Genomic DNA, 25,657 nt, shown 5'->3' on the forward strand with positions numbered 1-25,657 from the left:
ACCATTAACCGGCCCGGCCTATTCCGCCACGGCACCCCACACTCTCCCCGGCCCCCGTGATCGGACAGCCCGTAGGCTGGCCGGATGTCCCGCGTGTCCGAAGCCGCCACGACCGAGGTGCCGGTCGCCGAGGAGCCGGTCGCCGAGCCGCCGGCAGCCGAGCCGCCGGCAGCCGAGCCGCCGGCAGCCGAGCCGCCGGTCGCCGTCTGGGCGGCGCTGAAGCGGCCGGGCCGCTTCCTCGCCTCCTGGTGGCCGTGGCGCTGCTGGGCGTACCTCGGCAGCGGGATCCTCCTCGGGTACGGGGTCCTGCTCGCACTGGCGCTGCTCCTCGGGCTGGGAGTACTGCTGGCCGTGGCCGGGATCGGGCTGCTCCTGCTGCTCGGCGCGGTGGCCGGCGCAGTACCGCTCGGGCAGTTCGAGCGGTGGCGGCTGCGGTGGGTGGAGCCCGCCCCGGTGCCGGATCCGCACACCTCGCTCGCCGGGGCCGGCACCGCCGCCTGGCTGCGGACCCGGCTGCGCGAGCGGGCCACGTGGCGGGAGCTCGGGTACGCGGCCCTGCTCGGGCCGGTGTTCGCCGCGGCCGGCTTCGGGGTCGTCACACTGCTCGCCTTCTCGCTGATGCTCGTGGCGAGCCCGGTCATCGTGTGGGCCCTTGCCCCGGAGACCGTGATGCTGATCCCCGGCAGGCCGGTCTCCGGACCGCTGGAGGCCCTGGGCGGTACCGCCGTCGGGCTCGCCGGGCTCGTGGTGGCCGCGTACGCGGGAGGGCTCCTCGCAGGGGCTCAGGTGAAGACCGCGCGGCTGCTGCTCGGAGCGCGCGAGGAGGACGCCCGGGTGCTGGAGCTGACCCGCTCCCGGGTCCGCCTCGTGGACGCCTTCGAGGCCGAACGGCGGCGGATCGAACGGGATCTGCACGACGGGGCCCAGCAGCAGCTGGTCGCCCTGAGCATGACCCTCGGGCTCGCCGAGCTGGAGCTGCGCAGGGTGCCACAGGCCGCCGACGCGGCCGGGCTGGTGGCCCGGGGCCGCGGCGAGGCACGGCTGGCCCTGGAGCAACTGCGGGACCTCGTACGGGGGATACACCCGCAGGTGCTCACCGACCACGGGCTCGCTGCGGCCGTCGCGGAGGTCGCGCTGCGCCATCCCGTGCCGGTGACCGTGGACCTGGACGTGCCCCGGCTGCCCGAACCGGTGGAGATCACGGCGTACTTCACCGTCACCGAGGCCTTGGCCAACGCGGCCAAGCACAGCGGGGCCTCGCACATCGGGATCGCCGGTAAGGTCGACGGGGGCCGGCTGACTCTCTCCGTCACCGACGACGGCCGCGGCGGGGCGGATCCCGGCGCGGGAGCGGGCCTGGCGGGTCTCGCGGACAGGGTGGCGATGTTGCAGGGCAGGCTGGTGGTGTCCAGTCCGGTGGGCGGTCCGACCGAACTCAGGGTGGAGGTGCCGTGCTCCGGCTGATCCTCGCGGAGGACTCCGTCCTGCTGCGCGCCGGGCTGACGGAACTCCTCACCCGCAGCGGCCACCGCGTCCTCGCCGCCGTCGGCGACGCCGAGGAGCTGATCCGGGCGGTGGAGGCCGAACGGCCCGACGCCGTCGTCACCGATGTCCGGATGCCGCCCGGCTTCCGCGACGAGGGCCTGCGCGCCGCCCTCGAACTGCGCTCCCGGGACGGCTCGTTGCCGGTGCTCGTGCTCTCGCAGTACGTCGCCACGGCGTACGCGACCCAGCTGCTCACCGCCGGCCCGGCGGCAGGCGGCCCGGCAGGGCTCGGCTACCTGCTCAAGGACCGCGTCGGTGAGGTGGCGGAGTTCCTCGACGCCCTCGAACGGGTCGCCGGGGGCCAGACGGTCATCGACCCCGAGGTGGTCCGGGTCCTGCTGGGCCGGCAGGCGGCGGACCGACCGCTCGCCCGGCTCACCCCGCGCGAACGCGAGGTGCTGGCCCTGATGGCAGAGGGCCTCAACAACCAGGCCCTGGCGGCCCGGCTGTTCGTCACCGAGGCGGCCGTCGTCAAACACGCGAGCAGCATCTTCATGAAGCTGGACCTCGACCCGACCGAGGGCAACCGGCGCGTCCTGGCCGTGCTGGCCCACCTGCGGGGCGCGGAGGGCTGAGTCCCTTCCCCTCCCCCTCCGGAATCCGGCCGGGAAATTCAGGCGCGGCGGCCTCGGACCGCATGCCGGGAATCCGTCTCGGCCCCGCCCCTGACGTACTGACCGGCGGAGCCGGCCACGATGCGGGAGAACCCGGGGGTGGTCACCGACCTCGCCCAGACCACCAGCAGCACCGGTAGTGCCAGGTAGCCGAAGCGCCCGGCCGGGGCCAGCAGGAAGGCCAGCGTGAGGCCGGTCGCGAGGCGGTCGGCCGCCGCCACCAGCGTGCGCGGCGGCCGCAGCGCCAGCGAGAGCGCGACCGCAAGGCCGCCCACCGCGAGCAGAGCCACCGTCAGCCACCAGCCCCAGGTGCCCAGTTCGGCCAGCAGGTGTCCCGGCAGCGGGCTGCTCGCCGGGGTGGGTACCTCCGCGCGGCCGGTCGGGAAGGCGAACACCTGCCGTACCGTCTCGGCAGGCTGGAGCAGCGCGCTCGGCAGCACCAGTGCGGCCGTGCCGAGGGCCGCCACCACAGCGCAGCGGACCGCCGCGCGCCCGCCCCGGCAGGCCGCGAGCAGGGCCACCGCCACGGCGACCGCGGGCAGCGCCGTCCATTTCAGCGCGCACGCCCCGGCGAGGGCCGCCCCGGCCAGGACCGGCCGTCCCGCAGCGGCCGCCGCCAGCGCCAGGCAGCACAGCCCGGCCAGTGGCAGGTCCACGCCGCTCACCGCCAGCGGCAGCGCCACCACCGGCGAGGCCACCAGCACGGGCACCAGGGGCGACCGCGGCCCGCCGAGCAGGCGGCGCCCGGCCCACATCCCGCCGAACAGGACCGCCGCGCACCAGATCCGGGCGTCGCCCAGCCGTCCCAGCACCGTGTGCGGGATGCCGAGGGCCGCCATGCCCGGCAGGTACGGCGTGTACTCGTCCACTCCGGCGGGGCGGTCCACGTACATTCGGCCGGTCTCCAGCAGCAGCCGTCCGGACCGTTCGACGACCATCACCTCGGACTGCCCCCGGCCGGTCAGCACCAGCCACAGCAGCGGGACGGCTACGGCTCCCACGAGGGCGGCCGCGACGGCGGCCCGCGGCCGCCGGGCGGTGAGCGCCGCGGCGCACAGGTAGCCGGCCGCCGCGCACCAGCCCCACAGCCGGTGCGGTGCCAGTGAGGAGAAGAGCGGGAAGGACAGCGCCCAGGCGGCCGCCGCGAGCCAGCCGGTTGCCCGAAGGGCGGGACGGACACTACGGGAAGGGGTCATGGGCCCATTCCAGCCGCGTGCCCCCGGCCGGGTCTGCCCACCCAGGTGGACACTTCGGGGTCGGGTTTCCCCTACCTCGCCGTGCCCGCGTGCGGGCCCGGGGGTACGGCGAAGGGGCGCGACCCGAAGGTCGCGCCCCTTGGCTCGGACGGGGAGAGGTCAGCCGGCCTCGGTGCCGCCGAAGCGCTCGCGGTAGGACTCCAGGTCCTCCTCGGTGATCCGCGCGAAGAGCACCGGCGGCACGGTGAACGGCGTGCCCGCCGGGACCGCGTCCAGGGACCTGGCCTGCTCCGGGGTGATCCACGTCGCCGTGTCGTCGGCGAGCGCGAACGCGGAGCGCATGACGCGCGCCGAGGCCGGGATGAACGGCTCCGAGACCACCGAGTAGAGGTGGATCAGGTTCATCGCGGTGCGCAGCGTGAGCGCCGCGCCGTCCAGGTCGGTCTTGACCTCCAGCCAGGGGGCCTTCTCGTCGAGGTACGCGTTGCCGGCGGACCACAGGGCGCGCAGCGCGGCCGCGGCCTTGCGGTACTGGAGGGACTCCATGTGGCCCTCGTACTCGGCCAGCAGCTCGGCGATCTGCTCGCCCAGCTTGGCCTCGACCTCGCCGGCCGGGCTGCCCGCCGGGACCTCGTCGCCGAACTTCTTGCGGGAGAAGGTCAGCACGCGGTTGACGAAGTTGCCGAGGGTGCCGCCGAGGTCCTTGTTGACCGTGGCGGTGAAGTGCTCCCACGTGAAGGACGAGTCGTCGGACTCGGGCGCGTTGGCGATGAGGAAGTAGCGCCAGAAGTCGGCCGGCAGGGTCTCCAGCGCCTGGTCGGTGAAGACGCCGCGCTTCTGCGAGGTGGAGAACTTGCCGCCGTAGTACGTCAGCCAGTTGAAGGCCTTGACGTAGTCGACCTTCTTCCAGGGCTCGCGGGTGCCGATCTCGGTGGCGGGGAACATCACCGTGTGGAACGGGACGTTGTCCTTGGCCATGAACTGCGTGTAGCGCACGTCCGCGGCCTCGTACCACCAGGACTTGTAGTCGCGGGTGGCCGGGTCGGCGTCCGCCCATTCCTTGGTGGAGGCGATGTACTCGATCGGGGCGTCGAACCAGACGTAGAAGACCTTGCCGTCGGCGGCCAGCTCGGGCCACGTGTCGGCCGGGACCGGGACGCCCCAGTCGAGGTCGCGGGTGATCGCGCGGTCGTGCAGGCCCTCGGTCAGCCACTTGCGGGCGATGGAGGAAGCCAGCTGCGGCCACTCCTCCTCGTGCTCCGCGACCCAGGCCTCGACCTCGTGCTGGAGCTTGGACTGGAGGAGGAAGAGGTGCTTGGTCTCGCGGACCTCGAGCTCGGTGGAGCCGGAGATGGCCGAGCGGGGCTCGATCAGGTCCGTGGGGTCGAGGACGCGGGTGCAGTTCTCGCACTGGTCGCCACGGGCCTTGTCGTAGCCGCAGTGCGGGCAGGTGCCCTCGACGTAGCGGTCCGGCAGGAAGCGGCCGTCGACCGGCGAGTAGACCTGCCGGATCGCACGCTCCTCGATGAAGCCGTTCTTCTGCAGCTGGCGCGCGAAGTGCTGGGTGATCTCCGCGTTCTGCTGCGAGGAGCTGCGGCCGAAGTAGTCGAAGGACAGCTCGAAGCCGTCGTAGACCGCCTTCTGGGCGTCGTGCGCCTGCGCGCAGAACTCGGCGACCGAGACGCCGGCCTCCTTGGCGGCGAGCTCGGCGGGGGTGCCGTGCTCGTCGGTGGCGCAGATGTAGAGGACGTCGTGGCCGCGCTGGCGGAGGTACCGGGAGTACACATCCGCCGGAAGCATCGACCCGACCATGTTGCCCAGGTGCTTGATCCCGTTGATGTAGGGAAGCGCGCTGGTGATCAGGTGTCGAGCCATCCTCGGATGCTCCATTTCATCTATGCGGTGACAACGTGCCGTGACGGATTGTGATGCGGTTCATCGTATCGAACCGCCGAAAGGCCACGTGCCGCATTTTTTCGGGGTGGACGTAACGCAAAAGCGAGGGAAGTGACCTCTCCGTCACGGCCCTCGCAGTGGGCCCATGCTACAGCCGGACCGGATCACCGCGGACCGGTGTCCGGGGTTCGGCCGGGCGGCCCCGCCCGGCGGTCGTCCTGGCTGGTCACACGGCGTACGCCGGTGCATGGCGGCCCGGCTTGGCCCCGGCATATGCGTACGCGCGGACTGGGCCCGCGCACGGTCGAAGTCGGTCACGCGCCGATCATCACCGAACGTAATCTCTCGACGTCTCTCTTCTGCGCCCCCCGGGTGCGCTCGCACTGCCAGGCTGTCCGCGCACAGGGGATGAGGTGAGGTGGAACGGTGAGCGATGGCGGACCAGAGGAGTCCGGTGGGGCCGTGGGACTGCCCAGCCGACGGCGGCGGCCGACGCCCATGAGTCAGTGGGACCCGACGGCACGCCTGTCGTACTGGGCCTTCCACGCCAACCGGCGGCCCTCGTACATGCGTTTCGCGTACCTGCAGCTGGGCTCCGACACGGCTGCCGAGGACGCGGTGGACGCCGCCTTCGACTCGATCATGAACGAGTGGTTACGCATGCTCCACATGGACCGGCTCGACGCCTACGCCTGGACCATCCTCAAACAACGGCTGGTCGACCGGCAGCAGCGGCGCAGCACCTGGCCCGAACCGATGGACATCAGCGCCTTCGAGGCCGCCCTCAAGGAGGCCCACGCCGACCAGTACGAGGTGCTGACCGACACCATCCGCTTCTACTCCGCCGTGTCCCGGCTCGCCGAGCGCCAGCGCGACGCCGTGCTGCTGCGGTACGGGCTCCAGTGCACCCCCGGCGAGGCCGCCTCCGTGATGGGCGTCGACGAGGCCACCGTCCGCTCGCAGCTCGGCCAGGCCCACCGGCGGCTCGCCCGCCTGCTCGACACCTCCGCCGAATCATGAGGCGGCGCGAGGGCAGGGAGGAGCGCGGCGACGCCACCCGCCGCTCCCTGGCCGAATTCCTGACCCGGGCCGGGGTCCGCGACCGGTACCCGCACTACGACCTGGGCGCTGCCGAGGCGCGGCTGCTGCGCGCCGCCCGGGGGCAGGCCGCCGCGGCGCCCTCCCGGCGCCGGGCGTACGGGTGGAGCGACCCCGCGCGGGACTGCCCGCTCGACTCCGAACGGGCCCGGCGCGACCTGAAGGCCGTCTGCCTGGCCGCCGTGTGCACCCCGAAGGCCGAGGCGCAGCTGACGGCCTTCGTGGAGAGCGGGCACACCGATCTGGCCGGGGCGGTCGTCTTCGGCTGTCTGCTGCACCTGGCCGGGCTGCGCGAAGGGGCCCGCTTCTGGTGGCAGTTCGCGGCCGGGTCCGGGCGGGCGCGGACCGCGCCCGCCGCGTACTGCCTGTTCCTCGACCACTCCCGGCGCGGGGAGCACCACGACGCGCGGATCTGGGCGCGCGAGCTGGGCCGGCGCGGCTTCCGGCCGAGCGGCCGGCGGGATCTGCGCGAGGTGCGGCTGTGCGCGCAGGCGACGGTCCTGCGTTACGTCGACCAGCTCGACGATCCCGATCTGGGCCAGGTGCCGGTGCCGAGGCCCGGACTGCCCTCGGTGCTGGATGCGTTCCGGCCGGCGCCCCCGGTGGTGGCGCAGTCCCCGGAGCGGACCGGGCTGGGCGCGGGGCCGCTGCGGCATCCCGCGCTGGCGTCGGCGGCACGCGACGGCCGCGCTCGGGCCGGGACGAGCGAGGCCTTGGCGCAGGCGCGGCGCGCGCTGGCCGTCGTACGGGTCCTCGAGAGGCATCCGCTGGGGGTACGGGCCGGCCAGCTGGGGCGGGAGGCCGGTCTGGCGGAGGCGGAGCTGCGGCCGCTGCTCGCGATGCTGTGCGAGGAGGAGTACGCGTACCGGCCGGGCGCGGGCGTGTACGCGCGCGGGCCCGCCCTCGACCGGCTCGCCGCCCCCGGCGGCAGCGGGCTGGCGGGCCAGCTGCAGCGCACCCTGGCCCTGGCCCGGGACAGCGCGGGCGCCGCCGTGTACCTGAGCAGGTATGCCGAGGGGGAGGTCAGGATCACCCAGATGGCCGACGGGCCGGGGGCACCGCCGGTGCAGGAGTGGGTGGACTTCAAGACCGCGGCGCACGCCAGCGCCGTCGGCAAGTGCCTGCTGACCCAGCTCGACCACGACCGCCGCCGCGACCATGTCGCGCGGTACCGGCCGGCCCGGTTCACCCCTCGGACGATCACCGACAGCCGGGTCCTGTTCAGCGCCCTCGACGCGCTGGCTCCGGGCGCACCGGTCTTCGACCTGCGCGAGTACTCCCCGGGTGTGGTGTGCTCCGCGGTGCCGATCGCGACCGGCGACGCCGCCGGGAGCCTCGCGCTGTCGCTGCCCGCGAACCGCGCCCACCGGCTGCCCGAGGCCACCGAGGCCCTGCGCCGCAAGGCCGTCCCGGTGCTCCTGGCGCTGCTCCTGTCGGGTGCGATCCCCCCGGACGCCCCGGCTGCCCCGGACCACCCGGACGCCGCACACGCCCCGGACGCCGGCGGCGCCCCCACGACCACCCCCCTCTCCCGTCCGTCGCACGTCACTCCGGAGACCCTCCGCCACCTCCGCAGCCTCTTCCGCACCCCGCTGACCCGCGCCACGCCGTCCCCGGCCGGTCCCCACCTGGTCAGCGACACCGCGTCGGAGGCGGCGTACTTCTTCGGCCCCCTCCCGGAGTCCGGCCCGCCCCGCCTGGCCCTCCCCCTCACCTTCGCCCCCCTCACCCCGGGCAGCCTCCCCCAGTCCGAAGGCCTCCTGATCCTGGGCACCTGACCCGGCCCTGCCGGGACCGCCGGGACCGTCCGGCTCCCGGCCGGGGGTCAGGCGGGGCGGGTGAGGCGGTCTGCGCCCGAGAGGATCGCGGCCGCCAGTGCCTCCGCCGCCTGCGAGCTCCGCTCGCCCCGCAGCAGCGCGAACTCCACCGAGCCGAGGTCGGGCAGCCCCGGCACCCGGACCAGCCCCGGCGGGATCAGCCCCCGCGTGTGCGCCATCACGCCCAGCCCCGCCCGCGCCGCCGCGACCAGCCCGCTCAGGCTGCCGCTCGTGCACGCGATCCGCCACTCCCGCCCGTCCCGTTCCAGCACCTCCAGCGCCCGGGCCCGGGTGATCCCCGGCGGCGGGAAGACGATCAGCGGCACGGGCCGGTCCGGGTCGACCCGCAGCCCCTCCGCGCCGATCCACACCATCCGGTCGCGCCACACCAGCCGGCCCCGCTCGTCCCCCGGGCCGCGCCGCTTCGCCAGGACGAGGTCGAGCCGCCCCGCGTCCAGCCGTTCGTGCAGGGTCCCGGACAGCTCGACGGACAACTCCAGGTCCACCTCGGGATGCTCGTGCCGGAACCCCTCGAGGATCTCCGGCAGCCGGGTCAGCACGAAGTCCTCCGACGCCCCGAACCGCAGCCGCCCCCGCAGGCGCGTCCCCGTGAAGTAGGCCGCCGCCCGCTCGTGCGCCTCCAGGATGGTCCGGGCGAAGCCCAGCAGCGCTTCTCCGTCCTCCGTCAGCTCCACGCTGTGCGTGTCCCGGAGGAAGAGCTGCCGCCCCGTCGCCTCCTCCAGCCGCCTCACGTGCTGGCTGACCGTGGACTGCCGGACGCCGAGCCGGCCGGCGGCCTGGGTGAAGCTGAGCGTCTGGGCCACCGTGAGGAACGTGCGCAACTGGACGGGGTCGTACATGGCGGGCATGGCTCCCATGCTCCCACGGCCATCACGAATCGCAATGACAGTAAGTGCGGTGTGCAGGTTTCCCGATCACCGGCCTGAGCGCCACGATGAGGAGGCACCCGGGGCCCGCCCCCGCCCCGCCCCGCCACCACCACGACAGCAGGAGAGCTCCGTACATGCGCCGCCCGCAGATACCTTCCCGGCTGCCCCTGGACCCGTACGTCCTGGCCCTCCTCGGCACCGTCGGCCTCGCCGCGCTGCTGCCCGCCCGCGGGCCGGCCGGCTCCGTCGCCGAGGGCGCGGCCACCGGGGCCGTGACCCTGCTCTTCTTCCTCTACGGCGCCCGGCTGTCCACCCGGGAGGCTCTCGACGGCCTGCGCCACTGGCGGCTCCACCTGACCGTGCTGGCCTGCACCTTCGTCCTCTTCCCGCTGCTCGGCCTGGCCGCCCGCGGGCTGGTCCCCACCCTCCTCACGCCCCCGCTCTACGGCGGACTGCTCTTCCTGTGCCTGGTCCCCTCGACCATCCAGTCCTCGATCGCCTTCACCTCGATCGCCCGCGGCAACGTCCCCGCGGCGATCTGCGCGGGCTCCTTCTCCAGCCTCATCGGCATCTTCCTCACCCCGCTCCTCGCCGCCGGCCTGCTCGGCAGCGGCGCGGGCGGGTTCTCCCCCGACTCCCTCGTCAAGATCGTCCTCCAGCTCCTGCTGCCCTTCCTGCTGGGCCAGCTGCTGCGCCCCCGGGTCGGCGGATTCCTGGTCCGGAACAAGAAGGTCCTCGGCCTCGTCGACCGCGGCTCGATCCTGCTCGTCGTCTACGCCGCCTTCAGCGCGGGCATGGCCGCCGGGATCTGGCACCAGGTCAGCGTTCCGCGCCTGGCCGCACTGATGGCGGTGGAGGCCGTACTGCTCGCCGTCATGCTCCTGGTCAGCTGGTACGGGGCGAAGCGGCTCGGGTTCGGCCGGGCGGACCGGATCGCCATCCAGTTCGCCGGGTCGAAGAAGAGCCTCGCGGCCGGACTGCCCATGGCCAGCGTGCTGTTCGGGCCCCAGGCGAGCCTCGCGGTGCTGCCGCTGATGCTGTTCCACCAGATGCAACTGATGGTGTGTGCTGTGCTGGCGCGCCGCCGCGCCCGGGACGCCGGGGCCGCAACGGGCTGCGAACTGCCCGCCGGACATGTGGTGGAGGTCTCCCCCGGGGCCCAACACCCCGCGCCGCGGGCCCGGTAACGTGCGGCGGTGACCTGGATTCGCCCGCTCGCCGCCCACGCCGAACGCCCCTGCACCCTCGTGGTCTGCCGCGGCTGCTGCTGCGGGGACCCCCGCAAGAACCCCGGCTCCGACCACGCCGGCCAGCTGGCCCGGCTGCGTGAGGCCGCCGCCGCGTCGGGGGGCCGGCTGGCCGTCCGTACGAGCGACTGCCTCGGGCCGTGCGCGCAGGCCAATGTCATCGTGGTCCAGCCCACCACCGAGGCCCGCCGGCGGGGCGCCCGCGCGGCCTGGTTCGGCTGGGCCCTGGACGACACCGCGACCGACGAGGTCATCGCGTGGGCGGAATCCGGCGGCCCGGGCGTCACCCCGGTCCCGGCGACCCTGGACCTCCACCGCATCGACCCGCCCGAGCCCAAGCCCAGGCCGGAAGCCAAGCGCCGCACCCGCCGGGGCCGCTGACCGCAGGACCGGAAGACCTCAGGACCGCAAGCCGCAGGAGCGGACCGCGGGAGCGCCCGGGGAGAACCGCTACAGGGTGATCCGTTCCTCGCCCGCGTAGATGTTCATGTTCTGCCCGCGCAGGAAGCCGACCAGGGTCAGGCCCGACTCCAGGGCCAGGTCCACGGCCAGCGAGGACGGCGCCGAGACGGCGGCCAGGATCGGGACGCCCGCCATCACCGCCTTCTGTGCGAGCTCGAACGAGGCCCGGCCGGACACCAGCAGCACCGCGCCCGCCAGCGGGAGGAGGCCGGCCTGCAACGCCCGGCCGACGATCTTGTCGACGGCGTTGTGCCGGCCGACGTCCTCCCGCAGGTCCAGCAGCTCGCCCTGCGGGGAGAACAGCCCGGCCGCGTGCAGGCCGCCGGTGCGGTCGAACACCTTCTGCGCCGCGCGGAGCCGGTCCGGCAGCTCGCCGAGGAGCTCCGCGGGAATCCGTACGGTGTCTTCGGCCGCGCTCCGCCGGAGCGGGAAGCGGGTCGCCGTGCGCACCGCGTCCAGGCTGGCCTTTCCGCACAGGCCGCAGGAGGAGGTGGTGTAGACGTTCCGTTCGAGCGTGATGTCCGGCACCGGGACCCCGGGCGCGAGCTGCACGTTGACCACGTTGTAGGTGTTCGAGCCGTCCTCCGTCGCCCCCTCGCAGTAGGTCACGGCTTGTACGTCCGACGCGGAGGCGAGCACGCCCTCGCTCACCAGGAAGCCCACCGCCAGCGCGAAATCGTCGCCGGGGGTGCGCATCGTGATGGCGAGCGGTTTGCCGCTCAGCCGTATCTCCAGCGGCTCCTCGGCGACCAGCGTGTCCGGGCGGACCCCGCTCACCCCGTTCCGCACCCGGATGACACGACGGCGCTCGGTGACCCGTCCCATGGTGATCAGCCCGCCCGTTCTGTCCTCGTCGCGCACCTCGTCGTGCAGCTGACGAGCCCATTCTCCCGGATCGCCGTTCCAGGGTGCTCCCGGCAGGAAGATCCTCCGGAATCTCCAAATTCAGGGCAGGTAATCCTGTTGGGTCACGTGCACATGTACCCACCAGTAGCAGGTCAAGCTGGGTGATCCTGACTTCCGTACGAGGGGGGACCCCGCCCATGACCGGTTCACGCGTGGTGGCGCTAGGGCACTACCAGCCCGCGAAAGTGATCACCAACGAGGACCTCGCGGCGATGGTCGACACCAACGACGAGTGGATCCGCTCCCGGGTCGGCATCAAGACCCGGCACATGGCGGGCCCCGACGAACCGGTGGACGAGCTGGCTTTCCAGGCCGCGGGCAAGGCCCTCGCCGGCGCCGGCCTGTCCCCCGACGACATCGACCTCGTCCTGGTGGCCACCTCCACCGCGATCGACCGTTCGCCCAACATGGCGGCCCGCGTCGCCGCCAAGCTGGGCATGGGCGGCAGCCCGGCCGTGATGGACCTCAACGTCGTCTGCTCGGGCTTCACCCACGCCCTGGCCACCGCCGACCACGCGATCCGGGCCGGCTCCGCCACCCGCGCCCTGGTCATCGGCGCCGACAAGATGACCGAGATCACCGACTGGACCGACCGCACCACCTGCGTGCTGACCGGCGACGGTGCGGGCGCGGCCGTGGTCGAGGCCAGCGAGGAGCCGGGCATCGGCCCGGTCCTGTGGGGTTCGGTCCCGGAGATGGGCCACGCCGTCCGGATCGAGGGCTCCCCGCCGGTCTTCGCCCAGGAGGGCCAGTCCGTCTACCGCTGGACCACCAGCCAGCTCCCGCCGCTCGCCCGCAAGGTGTGCGAGAAGGCCGGGGTCGCCCCCGAGGAGCTGGCCGCCGTCGTCCTGCACCAGGCGAACCTGCGGATCATCGAGCCGCTCGCCGCGAAGATCGGCGCCGTCAACGCGGTCGTCGCCCGCGATGTCGTGGACTCGGGCAACACCTCGGCCGCCAGCATCCCGATGGCCCTCTCGAAGCTGGTCCAGCGCGGCGAGATCCCCACCGGCGCCCCGGTCCTCCTCTTCGGCTTCGGCGGCAACCTCTCGTACGCGGGCCAGGTCATCCGCTGCCCGTAGCGGCTGCCGTGGCGGCCGGGGCCCAGCGGGCCTCGGCTCCCAGCGCGGCCAGGAGGACGAGGACCAGCGCCAGCAGCTGCCAGAGCCCGGTGGTGGCCGTGCCGACGGGGACGGTGGCCAGGACGAGCACCAGCGCCGCCGCCCGGAACCGGGCCGGGCCGATCCCGAGCACGGCCCGGAAGGCCAGGTCCCCGGCCAGGTAGACGGCGACCCCGCCCGCGAGGACGAGTGCCGGGCCCGTGTCCAGGTGCTCGCCCAGATGTCCGATGGTCTTCTTGACGCCGGCCGCGAAGGCGGCGATGCCGAGCAGCATGGGCAGGAAGGCGTAGTAGTACGCGCGCATCGCCAGATTGAAACGCTTCTCCGGCGGGGCCTCGGCGAAGACCTGCTCGGCCCGGCCCTCGTCGCGTACGAAGCACATCCACCACAGCGCGGACGCGAGGGCGAGCGCCAGGAGAGCCCCTGCGACGATCCCCACGGACAGCGGCAGCGAGCCGACCCCGATGCCGATCGCGATCACGGACTCGCCGAAGACGATGATCAGCAGCAGCCCGTGCCGCTCCACGAGGTGCGCGGAGCTCATGCCGCCGAGCTGGTCGCCGAGGGTCGTCACCCCGGTCGCGTCCCGGGCGGAACCGATCGGCTCCGCCCCGCTCGCCGCGGCCCGCTGGACCAGCTGAGGCACGACGAACTGGATCAGCAGCGCGAGCGTCCACAGCGCCCGGGCGGGCGGTCCGTCGAAGAACCCGGCGGCCAGCACCGACAGCGCGCACAGCACGTTGGGCAGCGCGAACCAGATCACGCCGAACCCGTGCGCCTGCGTGAAGAGGGCGCTGTGCACGAGGACGACGCACAGGTATCCGATCCCGAAGGCGACCCCGCCGGCCCCGAAGGCCGTCGGCACCGCCAGCGCGCACACCAGGAACGCCCCCATGGCCAGGATCAGCAGCACCCTGCGCACGGTCCGGTCGGGCGGCACCTGGTTGGTCAGGTGGGCGTAGCCGCCGTACATCCAGAACAGCACGGTGAAGATCACCAGCATCTGGCCCGCGCCCCGGAAGCTGATGTCGTCCGCCAGGAGCACGGTCAGCTGGGTGATGGTGAAGACGAAGACGAGGTCGAAGAAGAGCTCCAACGTGCTGACGCGGTGCTGGGTTTCCATGCGCGACTCATACCAGCAACGGGGGGCGCCCCGGGGGTGTGCGACCTGAGATGTACGCGGATCCCGCCCGGTGGAGGGACGCGCCCGCCCCGGGCGGGGCCGGAGGATGAAGGCACGCACGCCATCCGCCGCCGAGGGAAGCGAACGCCGCATGATCCGCAGGTCCGTCATCCTGACCACCGCCGCAGTCGTCTCGGCCGTGGGGCTCGCGACCGTGGTCGCCCTCCCGGCCGCGGCCGACTGGTACGGGAACCGCCACCAGGAGGCGGGCACGTACGCGACGGGCGCCGAGGCGAAGACGGCGCGGGCCTCGGTCCCGCGCTGGCTGGCGGACGACGCGACGTCGGTGCGGTACGCGATGAAGACGACGGGCGGCGACCGCCTGCTGACGGCGACCCTGCCGGACGAACGGCTCCCGACCGCGTGCACGACGGAGCCGCGGCCGCACGCGCAGGAGGTCCCGCTCGCGGAGGACTGGTTCCCGAAGGACGCCCGGGGGAAGGCCACCGCGCGCTGCGGCCTGTACTACGCCTACATGGACGGCACCACCCTCTACGCCTGGCAGCACAACGACGACTGGCTGAGGGCCGAGAGCACCGCGGCGGCCCGCTGACCCGCGAGACGCGGAGTCTCGCTACCCCCTCGGGGACATGCCTGCAGGTCAGCGTGCGGCCCGGGCCCGAATACCTGGTCGGAACCACCCCGATCCTTTGCTATTGTTGTCCTTGTCGCCGCGGGAAACCGGGGCCGACCACCTGGTCCGGGTGGCGGAATGGCAGACGCGCTAGCTTGAGGTGCTAGTGCCCTTTATCGGGCGTGGGGGTTCAAGTCCCCCCTCGGACACAAAACAAAAACCCCACTTCGGTGGGGTTTTTTGCGTTGGGGGTGCGGTGGCCTTGCGTTGTCCGGCTCGGGCGGCGGGGGTGTATCCGGTTGTGCGGCATCATGGGGCGCCACGGGGTCGGAGGGGAAGCAACGTGTCGCACGACGGGCCGGACAGCAGCATCGTGATCGCCGGGCGGTACCGCCTGGAGAAGCGGTTGGGCAGAGGCGGCATGGGGACCGTCTGGCGGGCCTCCGACGAGCTCCTCGGGCGGCCCGTCGCCGTCAAGGAGCTCCACGTCGACGGGGGTGCGGACGCCAGGGCCGCGTTGCGGGAGGCCCGGACCGTCGCCCAGGTCAGGCATCCGCACGTCGTCGTCGTGCACGACGTGGTGGAGCACGACGGGCGCCCCCACATCGTCATGGAGCTCGTCGACGGCGGCTCGCTGGCCGACCGGCTCGGCTCCGAAGGGCCGCTCACCCCTGCCGAGACCGCGCGGACCGGGCTGGCCCTGCTCGGCGCCCTGACCGCGGCGCACGCGCGCGGGGTGCTCCACCGGGACGTCAAGCCGGCCAACGTCCTCATGGAGGACGGGACAGGGCGGGTGGTGCTCACCGACTTCGGCATCGCGCGGCTCGCCGGGTCCACCACCATCAGCGAGACCGGCGCGTTCGTCGGCTCGCCCGAGTACACCTCGCCCGAGCGCATGCAGGGAGCCGCCGCGGGACCCGAATCCGACCTGTGGTCGCTCGGCGTCCTGCTGTGCGCGGCGCTGACCGGCGAATCGCCCTTCCACCGCGATTCGCTCGGCGGGGTCCTGCATGCCGTCGTGTACGACGAGATCCGGCCGCCGGCGCAGGCGGGGCCGCTGGTTCCGGTCATCCGCGGCCTGCTGGAGCGCCTCCCGGAGCGGCGGATGGGGGCGGCGGAGGCCGAGCGGCTGCTGTCGGCCTACGTGAGCACCGGCAAGGTCCCCGTCGTCGCCGACCGGGTACCGGCACCGAGTCCGGCGACCGCGCCGCCGGCCGGGACCGCGTCCGGTGCGGGCGCCGCCGTCGGCTATTCACCGACCGAGCACGTCTCACAGCCGTCCGCCCCGGCCCGGCGGGCCCGGCCCGCCCTGCGGGCGGGGCTGATCGCCGCACTGTTCGCCGTCGCGGTCGCCGGCGCCGTGGCCGTCACCTCACAGTTCGGCGACCGGTCGGCGCACGGCGCGCGGGAGGCGACGCCGGCCGCCACCGCCTCCGGCTCGGGCCGGGCCTCCTCCGCCCCCGCCGACGCCAAGCCCGCGCAGACCCTCTCGCCGACGCCGGCCCCCGCCCGTACCGCGCCCCCGTCGGTGCCTGCACCGGCCAAGCCCGCGCCCGCCGGGTACCGGTCCGTGTCCGACCCGGCGGGCTTCAGCCTCGCCGTACCCGAGGGCTTCCAGCGCTCCACCGACGGCGAGCGGGTCTTCTACGTGTCGCCGGACGGGGCGTTCCGTATCGGCGTCAAGGTGAAGCCGGCGGTGTCCGACGGGCCGGTCGCCGTCATGCAGCTCGCGCACGCGAGCGGCCCGGCCACCAACCCCGGCTACCGCGACGGCACGGTCGTCCCGACCACGCACAACGGGCTGCCCGCCGCCCTCTGGGAGTTCACCTGGAACGGCTTCACCGCTGCCGAAGGCGCCCGGCACACCTTCGACGTCTGCTGGGACGAGAACGGGCGCCTGTACGACGTGTGGGTGTCCGCGCCGGTAGGCCGGCTCGCGCAGGCACGGAGCCACTTCGATGCGGCGCTGGACTCCTTCGTTCCGGGCGGGCCGGCGGCCGCGAACGGCTGAGCTCGCGCCCCGGTGCCTGCAGTCCGGTGCACGATCGGCGGGGCGCCCGGTGTTTCCGGGCCGTCGCCGCGGGGAGTGTCTCCCCGGACGGCCCTTCCGCACCTCCGGCCGGCCCTTCCCCAGCTCCCTGGGGAGGTCTTGTGGAGGTCTTCGCACGGTGATCAACCGCGGGGAGGCGTGGGGTAGCGTCGCCGCGCTGCGCGGAGAGGAGCGGGGCATGCGCGAGATCACCGTCCCACCAGTCGTTGTTGCGGCGCCCGTCGGCGGGCTCGCCGACGCCGTCTTCCGGCATGCCCAGGAGGATCCCGGCCGGGTGGTGCTCGGGCGCAAGGTCGACGGGGTCTGGCGGGACGTGACGTCCGGGGAGCTGGCCGCCGAGGTGCTCGCGCTGGCGAAGGGTCTGCTGGCCCAGGGGGTCCGGTTCGGGGAGCGGGTCGCCGTCATGTCCCGGACCCGGTACGAGTGGACCCTGTTCGACTTCGCCCTGTGGGCGGTCGGCGCCCAGCCCGTCCCCGTCTACCCGACCTCGTCCGTCGAGCAGGTGCACTGGATCCTGCAGGACTCCGACTGCACCGCCTGCGTCGTCGAGGACGAGGACCAGGCCATGACCGTCGGGTCCGTCATCGAGCGGCTCCCGCACCTGCGCCGGTTGTGGCAGCTCGACGCCGGGGCCGTCGAGGCGCTCGTCGCGGACGGCCGCGGGGTCGCCGACGACCTGGTGCACCGGCACCGCGCCGCGGTCACGCCCGACGCCGTCGCCACCGTGATCTACACCTCGGGGACCACCGGCCGCCCCAAGGGCTGCGTCCTCACCCACGGCAATTTCATGTACGAGGCCGACACGATGGTGGCCCGCTGGGAGTCCGTCTTCCAGGCCGGGCCCGGGGAGCAGCCCTCCACACTGCTGTTCCTGCCGCTCGCCCACGTCTTCGGGCGGATGGTGGAGGTGGCGGCCGTCCGGGCGCGGGTCAAGCTCGGGCACCAGCCGGTGCTGGCGGCCGCCGAATTGCTGCCGGACCTCGCCGCGTTCCGGCCGACGTTCGTCCTGGGGGTCCCGTACGTCTTCGAGAAGGTCTTCGCGGCAGCCCGCCGCAAGGCGGAGACGGAGGGGCGTACGGGCCCCTTCGACCGGGCGGTCGAGGCGGCCGTACGGTACGCGGAGGCGCGCGAGCAGAAGGCGTTCGGCATCGGGCCGGGCCCCTCGGCGGCGCTGCGCATGGAGCACCAGCTCTTCGAGAAGCTGGTGTACGGGAAGGTCCGCGAGGCGATGGGCGGGCGGGTGCGGCACGCCATGTCGGGCGGGTCGGCGATGGCGCGCCGCCTCGGGCTGTTCTTCGACGGGGCCGGGATCACGGTGTTCGAGGGCTATGGGCTGACCGAGTCCTGCGCGGCGGCCACCGCGAATCCGCCGGGCGCGACGAAGTACGGCACGGTGGGCCGGCCGATCCCGGGCAGTACGGTGCACATCGCCGACGACGGGGAGGTCTGGCTGCACGGCGGCCACATCTTCAGCGGGTACCTCAACGACCCCCGCGCCACCGAGGAGGTGCTGCGCGGCGGCTGGCTGGCGACGGGCGACCTGGGCCGGCTGGACGAGGACGGGTACCTCACCATCACCGGGCGCAAGAAGGAGATCCTGGTGACCTCCAACGGCAAGAGCGTCGCGCCGACCGCCCTCGAGGAGCGGGTGCGTTCCCATCCGCTGGTCGCGCAGTGCGTACTGGTGGGCAACGACCGGCCGTACGTGGCCGCCCTGCTCACGCTGGACATGGAGGGGATCGCGCACTGGCTGTCGATGAGAGGGCGCCCGCAGATGCCCGCGTCGCAGCTGGTCCACGACCCGGATCTGACGGCGGAGGTCCGGCGGGCGGTGGTGGCCGCGAACACGCTGGTCTCGCAGGCCGAGGCGATCCGCACCTTCCGGGTGCTGGCGGAGCAGTTCACGGAGGAGCAGGGTCTGCTGACGCCCTCGTTGAAGCTGAAGCGGCGGGCGATCGAGAAGGCGTACGCGACGGAGGTGGCGGCCCTCTACCAGCCCTGACGGCCCCGCGGACCAGCTACCTGACGATGCGTCACTTTACCTTCGCCGGTGATATTGACGATCCGTCAGCTCGGCCACAGAATGCGGGGATTCCGACCGGAGGGGATCCCACACATGCTGCGACCGATCCGCACCCTGGCCGCCGCGGCGGCGGCGCTCGCGCTCGTCTCCGCCTGCAACTCCGCCTCCGACAGCAGCTCCCCCGGCAAGCCCGACGCGGACGCGGCCGCCAACTTCCGCGGGGTGACCGACCGATCGATCAAGGTCGGCGGCATCGTCTCCATGACCAGTGCCAGCGGGTACAGCAAGAAGGACACCGACCTCGGGGCCAAGGCCCGCTACCTGAGGGCCAACGCCGAGGGCGGGATCAACGGGCGCAAGATCGAGTACCTGGGCGCGGAGGACGACGGCCAGGACCCCGCCAAGAACATGGCCGCCGCCCGCAAGCTCGTCCAGCAGGACAAGGTCTTCGCGATCTCCCCGATGAGCTCGGTCACCTTCTCCGGTGCCGACTTCCTGGAGCAGGAGAAGGTCCCCACCTTCGGCTGGGGCACCCTGCCCTCCTTCTGCGGGCCCAAGTACATCTACGGCTTCAACGGCTGCCTGGTCCCCTCCCCCGGCGGCACCCTGAACCAGACCTGGCCCGAGGGCATCGCCCAGATCCTCGGCGGAGCCAAGGGCAAGTCGGTCGCGGTCATCGCCAACGACAGCGACGCCGGGAAGTTCGGCATCCGCACCTTCCAGCAGGGCTTCGCGAGCGCCGGGTTCACGGTCTCGTACGCCAAGGCCTCGGTACCCGCGACGGCGGTGCCGAGCGACTGGTCGGCCTACGTGAAGGAGATCCTGGAGGGCAACGGCGGCAAGGGCCCCGACGCCGTCGTCTCGGTCATGCAGACCCCGAACAACATCGGCCTGTTCACGGCGCTCAAGCGCGCCGGGTACAAGGGCGTGCTCTCCGACCCCACCGACTACGACCCGGGGCTGCTCGCGAAGGACGCCACCAAACAGGCCCTCGACGGGGTGCACGTCCTGCTCCAGTTCGAGCCCTTCGAGTCGACGAGCCCGGCCATGGCCCGGTTCAAGGCGGACATCAAGGCCGCCTCGGGAGGCCAGGAAGTGCCCCTGAACATGCACATGTTGACCGGATACATGTCGGCGGACCTGTTCGTGGCCATCGCGCAGAAGGCGGGCAAGGACCTCACCGTCACACACTTCCAGAACGCCGCGCAGAGCTTCTCCGACACCGGCACCCTCGTCGGCGACCGGGCCGAGCCCAAGGGCCAGAAGGACAGCTTCGGCTGCGGGGCACTGGTCCAGCTGAAGAACGGGGCGTACGAGGTCTCCGTGCCGTTCAAGTGCCACGCCCCCATCCCCTTCAAGTAGGTCCGGACCCATGGGAGATCTGCTCGTCTTCGTCCTGAGCGGTCTGGTCTCCGGCGCCCTGTACGCACTGCTCGCCACCGGGCTGGTGCTGTCGTACTCGGCATCCGGGCTGTTCAACTTCGCGCACGGGGCCACCGCCTACCTGTGCGCGCTGACCTTCTACGAGGTGCACTCCGGGCTGGGCTGGCCCGCGGTCCCGGCGGCCCTGCTGGTGGTGTGCGTACTGGCCCCCGGGCTCGGGTGGGGGCTGGACCGGCTGATGTTCCGGCGGCTGGCGCGGGTCGGCGAGACCGCGCAGATCGTGGCCACGATCGGGCTGCTGGTCGCGCTGCCGGCGGCCGGGCTGTGGGCCGTCGAACTGCTGGGGGACGCGGGTGCGCCCGTGAAACCCGCGGAGAACCAGTTCGGACTGCCGGGGGTGGGACCGAGTCCGGCGAGGTCCTGGCAGCTCACGGAGGGCGTCGGCATCGACTCCGACCAGCTGATCACCTGGGTCGTGACCGCCGTCGTGGCGGTGGCCCTGTGGGTGCTGATGCGGCACACGCGGCTGGGGCTGCAGCTGCGGGCGGCCGTCGACAACCGCTCGCTGACCGAGCTGCGCGGTATCGGCGCCGACCGGCTGTCGTCGGTGGCGTGGATGATCGCGTCCGGGCTGGCGGGGCTGGCGGGGGTGCTGGCGACGCCGCTGCTGGGGCTGTCGGCGCACGACTTCACCCTGTTCCTGTTCGTTTCGGCGACGGCGGCGGTGCTCGGGCGGTTCGCTTCCGTACCGCTCGCGTTCGCGGGCGGGCTGGGGCTCGGGGTGCTGCAGAACCTGGTGGCCGGGTACGCGTCGTTCGCCGAGGGGATCACCGGGTTCCGGACGGCGGTGCCGTTCCTGATCCTGTTCGGCGGGCTGCTGGTACTGACCCGGCGGGCCCGGACGGCGGGGACCGCGGCCGTGGACGCGGCGCCCGTGGACCACCTGGCGGGGGCCTCGTGGGGGCGGCGGTGGGGGGTGTGGGCAGCGCTCGCCGGGGTGTTGTGCGTGGCTTTCTACACCGTGACGACGCCGTTCTGGAGCGGGCTGCTCGCGCAGGGGCTGGCCCTCGGGCTGGTGTTCATGTCCTTCACCGTGGTGACCGGGCTCGGGGCGATGGTGTCGCTGGCTCAGGGCACGTTCGTGACGGGGGCCGCGCTGGTGGCGGGGCTGCTGATGAGCCGGGGCTGGCCGTTCGTGGCGGCGCTGGCGGTGGGGACGTGCGTGGCGGCGCTGCTCGGGGCACTGGTCGCACTGCCGGCGCTGCGGCTGGGGGGTCGGACCTTGGCGCTGGCGACGCTGGCGCTGGCGTTCCTCGCGGACCAGGTGCTGTTCCAGCTGCGGTGGCTGCGGAACGGGGATTCCGGGTGGCCGGTCCCGCGGCCCGTGTTCGGCCCCGTGGACCTGGGGGACGACCGGGCACTGGGGGTGGCTCTGGTGGTGGTCGTCGCGGTGTGCGCGGCCGGGCTGAGCGCGCTGCGGAACTCGCCGTCGGGCCGGGCGATGCTGGCCGTGCGGTCGGCTCCGGCGGCGGCGATGGCCTCGGGGGTGTCCGTACTGCGCACGAAGCTGCTGCTGTTCACGCTGTCGGCGGGGCTGGCCGGGTTCGGGGGCGTCCTGGTGGCGTCGTACAACACCCGGATCACGGCGACGGACTTCACGGCGATGACGGGGCTGGTGTGGCTGGCGGTGGTGGTGGCCGCGGGGGTCCGGCGGCCGCAGTACGCGGTGGTGGCGGGGGTGGTCTTCGCGGTGGCCCCGCGGCTGCTGTCCGACTACGTGACGGAGTCCGCGCACCTGCCGGTGATCCTGTTCGGGCTGGCGGGACTGGCCTTGGCCAACGATCCGGACGGGTATTGCGCAGCCGTTCCGGTGCGGTTGGCCGTGCGGGCGGCCAGGGCCGGGGCGGCCGAGCCCCCGGGGGCTGCCGGGGCCGCCGAACCCGCGCGGGCTGCCGTGGTTGCCGGGCCGGACCGGGGCCCTGCGGGGCTCTCCCCCACCCCGCCCCTTCCCGAAACCGTGGCTCCGCCCCGGACCCCCGGGCGTCAAACGCCGGCCGGGCTGGATGGGCGGGCTGAATCAGCCTCGCCGGCGTTTGAGGCGCGGGGTCTGGGGCGGAGCGCCAGGGAACGGCGAAAGGTCGGGGTGGCGGACGGCCCCGCAGGGTCCGGCCCCGCCCTCGCGCTGCGCGGGGTCACCGCCGGGTACGACGGGGGGCTCGTACTGCACGGGGTCGATCTCGCCGTCCGGAAGGGGGAGATCCTCGCCGTGCTCGGGCCGAACGGGGCCGGGAAGAGCACCATGTGCCGGGTCGCCGCCGGACTCCTGCCCGCCGTGAGCGGAGCGGTCCTCGTGCACGGGCGCGACGCGACCCGCGACGGGCCCGTGCGCCGCTCGCGGGCCGGGGTGCTGCTCGCCCCCGAGGGGCGTGGCATCTTCCCGGCGCTGACGATCGAGGAGAACCTCGCGCTGTACCTCCGCGAAGCGGACGCGCGGACCGCCGTCTACGACCGGTTCCCCCGGCTCGGGGAGCGGCGGAACATCGCCGCGGGGGCGCTGTCCGGCGGGGAGCAGCAGATGCTGGCCCTCGCTCCGCTGCTGCAGCGCCCGCCGGAGGTGCTGGTCGCCGACGAACCCTCGCTGGGGCTCGCTCCCCGCGTCGTGGAGGAGGTGTACGCGCTGCTCACCGAGTTGCGCGACGCCGGCACCGCGCTGCTGCTGGTCGAGGAGAAGGCCGCCGGGATCCTCGGTGTCGCCGACACCGTCGCGTACCTCTCCCAGGGCCGGGTCTCCTGGTGCGGTCCGCGCGGCGAGGTGGAGGCCGACCGGCTCACCGCGGCCTATCTGGGGTTGGCGCGATGACGATGCCGTACGTACTGGAGGGCGCCGGAATCAGCGTCCGGTTCGGCGGGGTGAAGGCGCTCACCGGGGTGGACCTCGGGGTCCGCGCCGGCGAGGTGTGCGGGCTGATCGGGCCGAACGGGGCCGGGAAGACCACGCTGTTCGACGTACTGTCCGGGATCCGGCGGCCCGACCGCGGGCGGATGCTGCTCGACGGGGCGGACATCACCCGGCGCTCCCCGGTCTGGCGGGCCCGGCACGGGATGCGCCGGACGTTTCAGCGCCAGCAGCTGTTCGGGCAGCTCAGCGTGGCCGACAACGTGCTCGTCGCGCAGGAGTGGCGCGGTGGCGGGGGCGGGATCGCCGCCGACCTGCTCGGCTCCCCGGCCCGGCGCCGCCGGGAACGGGAGCGGCGGGAGCAGGGCGAGCGGGTGCTCGCCTCCTGCGGGATCGGCGCGCTGGGGACGGCGTACGCGGGCGGGCTGCCGGTCGGTCAGGCGCGGATGGTCGAGCTGGCCCGCGCGGTGGCCGATCCGCCGCGGGTGCTGTTGCTGGACGAGCCCGCGTCCGGGCTGTCGGCGCCCGAGCGCGAGCAGCTCGCGGCGGTCGTGCGGCGGCTGGCCGAGGAAGAGGGGTGCGCGGTGCTGCTGGTGGAGCACAACGTGGCCTTCGTGATGGAGCTCTGCACCCGGGTGGTCGTCCTGGACCTCGGCACGGTCCTCGCCGAGGGCACCCCCGCCGGGATCCGTGCCGATCCGCTCGTCCGGGAGGCCTATCTGGGTACGTCCTGACGGGGTGTCCGATCCCTCCGGCTCCTGGCGGGAATACGTCGCAGGGGCGGCCGGTTGTCGCCCCCCGTACCGGCCGACGATCCGAGGGAACAGCCAGACGTGAACCAGGTCCCCAGCATCAGACTCAACAACGGCACACTCATGCCACAGCTCGGCTTCGGCGTCTGGCAGGTCCCGGACGCCGAGGCCGAGCGGGTGGTCGGGGTGGCGCTGCAGGCGGGCTACCGCAGCATCGACACGGCGGCCGTCTACGGCAACGAGCAGGGCACCGGCCGGGGCCTGGCCGGGGCCGGGGTGCCGCGCGAGGAGCTGTTCGTCACCACCAAGCTGTGGAACGGGCGGTCGCAGGCCTGGGACCGGGACGCCGTGCTGCGCGCGTTCGACGACTCCCTGGCCAAGCTGGGCCTCGATCACATCGACCTGTACCTGATCCACTGGCCGCGCCCGATGCGCGAGGGCTTCGTCGCCATCTGGAAGGCCTTCGAGGAGATCGCGGCGAGCGGTCGCGCCCGCGCCGTCGGTGTGTCGAACTTCCGCCCTGCGGACCTGGAGCGGCTCGGCGCCGAGAGCTCCCTGGTCCCGGCCGTGAACCAGATCGAGCTGCACCCGCTCTTCCCGCAGGCCGAGCTGCGCGCCCTGCACCGCCGGCTCGGCATCGCGACCGAGGCCTGGTCCCCGCTCGGCCAGGGCAAGGAGCTGCTGACGCTCCCGGCCGTCGCCGAGGTCGCGGCCAAGCACGGGCGCTCGGCCGCCCAGGTGGTGCTGCGCTGGCACCTGCAGGCCGGGAACATCGTGATCCCGAAGTCCGTGACCCCGGCGCGGATCCGGGAGAACCTGGACGTCTTCGGCTTCGAGCTGGACGCCGCCGACGTCGCCGTGCTGGACGCGCTGGGTACGGGTCCCGCTGCCCGGCGGATCGGGCCGGACCCGGCCGTCTTCGACTACTGAGGGGTGCGGTGTGAGCGTCCCCGAGGGGGTGTACCTCGTGCGCAACGCGGCCAGTGGGCTGCTGCTCCAGCTGGAGGGCGGCACGAGGGTGCGGGTGGGGCCCGAGGATCCGGCAGGTCCCCCTGCCGCCCGGCAGTGGCGGATCTCGCCGGTGCACAGCGGCGGCGGGATCGTCCACGTCGTCAGCGTGCACAACGACAAGCGGCTCGATGTCGCGAACGCGTCGACGGAGAGCGGCACCAGGGTCCAGGTGTGGCGGCCGAACGCGTTCGGCGCGCAGGAGTGGATCGTCGAGGAGCATCTCGACGATCCCGGTGTGGTGTCGCTGATCGCCTGTATCAGCGGGCTGCCGCTGGAGGGGGACGAGGAGGGCCGGGCCCGCCAGTGCGAGGACACCGATGCGCCGTCGCAGTGGTGGCGCCTGGAGCCCGTCCTTCCCGGCCCGGGCGGCCGGGCCGGGGCGGGGGCGGCCGCGCCGTAGCGCGCCGCGCGGGCATGTTCGTACCGGGCACGGGGCGGGCGCCGGTCGGCTGGTCCCGCGCCCGCCCGTCGCCCTGCCCCGCGCCCGTCGCCCCTGGCTCGCCGCCCGTCAGCCGGTTTCGTGGTCGAGCGGCGGCTCCGCCGCCGGTATCAGCTCGCGCCGTGCGCGGGGGCGAGGGCCTCCACCCGTTCGGCGAGTGCGAAGTCGGCGCCGGTGACGGCGTCTCCGGCGCTGTGCGTGTTGACCGACACCCGGACCGTGTTGTAGCCGAGGGTGAGGTCGGAGTGGTGGTTCAACTCCTCCTGGACCGCGGCGATGTGGGCGACGAGGGCGCTCGCCGCGAAGTGGGTGCCCAGCCGGTAGGTGCGGATGATCCGGTCGTCCTCGAAGGCCCAGCCGGGGAGTTCCCGCAACCGGTCCTCGATCTCCTTCTGCGAAAGCGGCTCGTCTGCCATCGGCATGCTCCTTCACCGTTCGGGCCCGACTTCTGACGTGGGATCAAGGTTCCCACAGCGCACGCCGGAGAGAAGGTTTCGCGCCATAGTGCGTGCGGGTACTTCCGCGCCTTCCGGGTCCACGGTGTCGCCCCTATGCTC

20 protein-coding genes, 1 tRNA gene and 1 pseudogene are annotated in these 25,657 nt (G+C 73.5%); 16 read left to right on the forward strand and 6 right to left on the reverse strand.

The annotated features are described in order from the left end of the window. Nucleotides 1-84: 84 nt before the first annotated feature. Together ACZ5WG_RS20575 and ACZ5WG_RS20580 are read left to right on the forward strand one after the other, a co-directional pair. The gene (locus ACZ5WG_RS20575) at nt 85-1,464 is read left to right on the forward strand and encodes a sensor histidine kinase (protein ID WP_468724895.1); all 1,380 of its coding nucleotides are present in this window, start codon (nt 85-87) and stop codon (nt 1,462-1,464) included. Next, nucleotides 1,452-2,120 (forward strand): response regulator transcription factor, encoded by a 669-nt coding sequence (locus ACZ5WG_RS20580; protein ID WP_468724896.1) that lies wholly within the window; start codon nt 1,452-1,454, stop codon nt 2,118-2,120. The genes ACZ5WG_RS20575 and ACZ5WG_RS20580 overlap by 13 nt, the downstream gene beginning before the upstream one ends. Before the next feature lie 38 nt (nt 2,121-2,158). On the opposite strand, the gene ACZ5WG_RS20585 is transcribed toward ACZ5WG_RS20580, so the two are convergent. Further along, nucleotides 2,159-3,355: a glycosyltransferase 87 family protein gene (locus ACZ5WG_RS20585; protein ID WP_468724897.1), complete on the reverse strand. Its 1,197-nt coding sequence runs from the start codon at nt 3,353-3,355 to the stop codon at nt 2,159-2,161. 159 nt (nt 3,356-3,514) lie between these two features. After that, entirely contained in the window at nt 3,515-5,230 is a 1,716-nt protein-coding gene (gene metG / locus ACZ5WG_RS20590; protein WP_468724899.1) for a methionine--tRNA ligase, read from the reverse strand. 519 nt (nt 5,231-5,749) lie between these two features. Between metG and ACZ5WG_RS20595 the strand changes: the two genes are divergently transcribed. Next, complete coding sequence (locus ACZ5WG_RS20595) at nt 5,750-6,271, forward strand: RNA polymerase sigma factor (protein WP_468724900.1); 522 nt, start codon at nt 5,750-5,752, stop codon at nt 6,269-6,271. 791 nt (nt 6,272-7,062) lie between these two features. Further along, a pseudogene (locus ACZ5WG_RS20600) lies at nt 7,063-7,782 on the forward strand (IclR family transcriptional regulator domain-containing protein); the annotation flags it as partial. Between the two features lie 392 nt (nt 7,783-8,174). Here ACZ5WG_RS20600 and ACZ5WG_RS20605 read toward each other — a convergent pair. Further along, nucleotides 8,175-9,026 carry a LysR substrate-binding domain-containing protein gene (locus tag ACZ5WG_RS20605; protein ID WP_468725068.1) on the reverse strand — a complete coding sequence of 284 codons (852 nt, stop codon included), beginning with the start codon at nt 9,024-9,026 and terminating at the stop codon, nt 8,175-8,177. A 164-nt stretch (nt 9,027-9,190) separates the two neighbouring features. Here ACZ5WG_RS20605 and ACZ5WG_RS20610 point away from each other — a divergent pair, with 164 nt between their 5' ends. Both ACZ5WG_RS20610 and ACZ5WG_RS20615 read left to right on the forward strand, forming a co-directional pair. Next, on the forward strand, nt 9,191-10,243 hold the full coding sequence (locus ACZ5WG_RS20610; protein ID WP_468724901.1) for a bile acid:sodium symporter family protein: 1,053 nt from the start codon (nt 9,191-9,193) through the stop codon (nt 10,241-10,243). A 9-nt stretch (nt 10,244-10,252) separates the two neighbouring features. Beyond that, complete coding sequence (locus ACZ5WG_RS20615) at nt 10,253-10,684, forward strand: (2Fe-2S) ferredoxin domain-containing protein (RefSeq protein ID WP_365951595.1); 432 nt, start codon at nt 10,253-10,255, stop codon at nt 10,682-10,684. A gap of 69 nt (nt 10,685-10,753) precedes the next feature. Here the strand turns inward: ACZ5WG_RS20615 and fdhD are convergent, their stop codons facing one another. Beyond that, nucleotides 10,754-11,590 carry a formate dehydrogenase accessory sulfurtransferase FdhD gene (gene fdhD, locus ACZ5WG_RS20620; RefSeq protein ID WP_468725069.1) on the reverse strand — a complete coding sequence of 279 codons (837 nt, stop codon included), beginning with the start codon at nt 11,588-11,590 and terminating at the stop codon, nt 10,754-10,756. A gap of 218 nt (nt 11,591-11,808) precedes the next feature. Here fdhD and ACZ5WG_RS20625 point away from each other — a divergent pair, with 218 nt between their 5' ends. Continuing rightward, a complete protein-coding gene (locus ACZ5WG_RS20625; RefSeq protein WP_468724903.1) occupies nt 11,809-12,750 on the forward strand; it encodes a beta-ketoacyl-ACP synthase III in 942 nt (313 codons plus the stop codon). Here ACZ5WG_RS20625 and ACZ5WG_RS20630 read toward each other — a convergent pair. After that, nucleotides 12,734-13,912, reverse strand: a complete 1,179-nt coding sequence (locus tag ACZ5WG_RS20630; protein WP_468724905.1) for a low temperature requirement protein A — start codon at nt 13,910-13,912, stop codon at nt 12,734-12,736. The genes ACZ5WG_RS20625 and ACZ5WG_RS20630 overlap by 17 nt on opposite strands. Before the next feature lie 151 nt (nt 13,913-14,063). Here ACZ5WG_RS20630 and ACZ5WG_RS20635 point away from each other — a divergent pair, with 151 nt between their 5' ends. From ACZ5WG_RS20635 to ACZ5WG_RS20675, 9 genes are all read left to right on the forward strand, one after another. After that, nucleotides 14,064-14,525 (forward strand): hypothetical protein, encoded by a 462-nt coding sequence (locus ACZ5WG_RS20635; protein ID WP_468724907.1) that lies wholly within the window; start codon nt 14,064-14,066, stop codon nt 14,523-14,525. Between the two features lie 145 nt (nt 14,526-14,670). Continuing rightward, a tRNA-Leu gene (locus ACZ5WG_RS20640) sits at nt 14,671-14,755 on the forward strand. 212 nt (nt 14,756-14,967) lie between these two features. After that, complete coding sequence (locus ACZ5WG_RS20645) at nt 14,968-16,557, forward strand: serine/threonine-protein kinase (RefSeq protein WP_468725070.1); 1,590 nt, start codon at nt 14,968-14,970, stop codon at nt 16,555-16,557. Between the two features lie 217 nt (nt 16,558-16,774). Then, nucleotides 16,775-18,598 (forward strand): AMP-dependent synthetase/ligase, encoded by a 1,824-nt coding sequence (locus ACZ5WG_RS20650; RefSeq protein ID WP_468724908.1) that lies wholly within the window; start codon nt 16,775-16,777, stop codon nt 18,596-18,598. Nucleotides 18,599-18,712: 114 nt separating this feature from the next. Further along, nucleotides 18,713-19,981 (forward strand): ABC transporter substrate-binding protein, encoded by a 1,269-nt coding sequence (locus tag ACZ5WG_RS20655; protein ID WP_468724909.1) that lies wholly within the window; start codon nt 18,713-18,715, stop codon nt 19,979-19,981. A gap of 10 nt (nt 19,982-19,991) precedes the next feature. Next, nucleotides 19,992-22,862: an ABC transporter permease subunit gene (locus ACZ5WG_RS20660; protein WP_468724911.1), complete on the forward strand. Its 2,871-nt coding sequence runs from the start codon at nt 19,992-19,994 to the stop codon at nt 22,860-22,862. Further along, complete coding sequence (locus tag ACZ5WG_RS20665; protein ID WP_468724912.1) at nt 22,859-23,632, forward strand: ABC transporter ATP-binding protein; 774 nt, start codon at nt 22,859-22,861, stop codon at nt 23,630-23,632. Before ACZ5WG_RS20660 ends, ACZ5WG_RS20665 begins: the two co-directional genes overlap by 4 nt. Before the next feature lie 99 nt (nt 23,633-23,731). Further along, nucleotides 23,732-24,580 (forward strand): aldo/keto reductase, encoded by an 849-nt coding sequence (locus tag ACZ5WG_RS20670; RefSeq protein ID WP_468724913.1) that lies wholly within the window; start codon nt 23,732-23,734, stop codon nt 24,578-24,580. Between the two features lie 10 nt (nt 24,581-24,590). Continuing rightward, nucleotides 24,591-25,061: an RICIN domain-containing protein gene (locus ACZ5WG_RS20675; protein WP_468724914.1), complete on the forward strand. Its 471-nt coding sequence runs from the start codon at nt 24,591-24,593 to the stop codon at nt 25,059-25,061. A gap of 149 nt (nt 25,062-25,210) precedes the next feature. On the opposite strand, the gene ACZ5WG_RS20680 is transcribed toward ACZ5WG_RS20675, so the two are convergent. Further along, nucleotides 25,211-25,516 carry a 4a-hydroxytetrahydrobiopterin dehydratase gene (locus tag ACZ5WG_RS20680; protein WP_266997932.1) on the reverse strand — a complete coding sequence of 102 codons (306 nt, stop codon included), beginning with the start codon at nt 25,514-25,516 and terminating at the stop codon, nt 25,211-25,213. Nucleotides 25,517-25,657 lie beyond the last annotated feature (141 nt).

This window comes from Streptomyces sp. NPDC032745, from assembly GCF_055579465.1.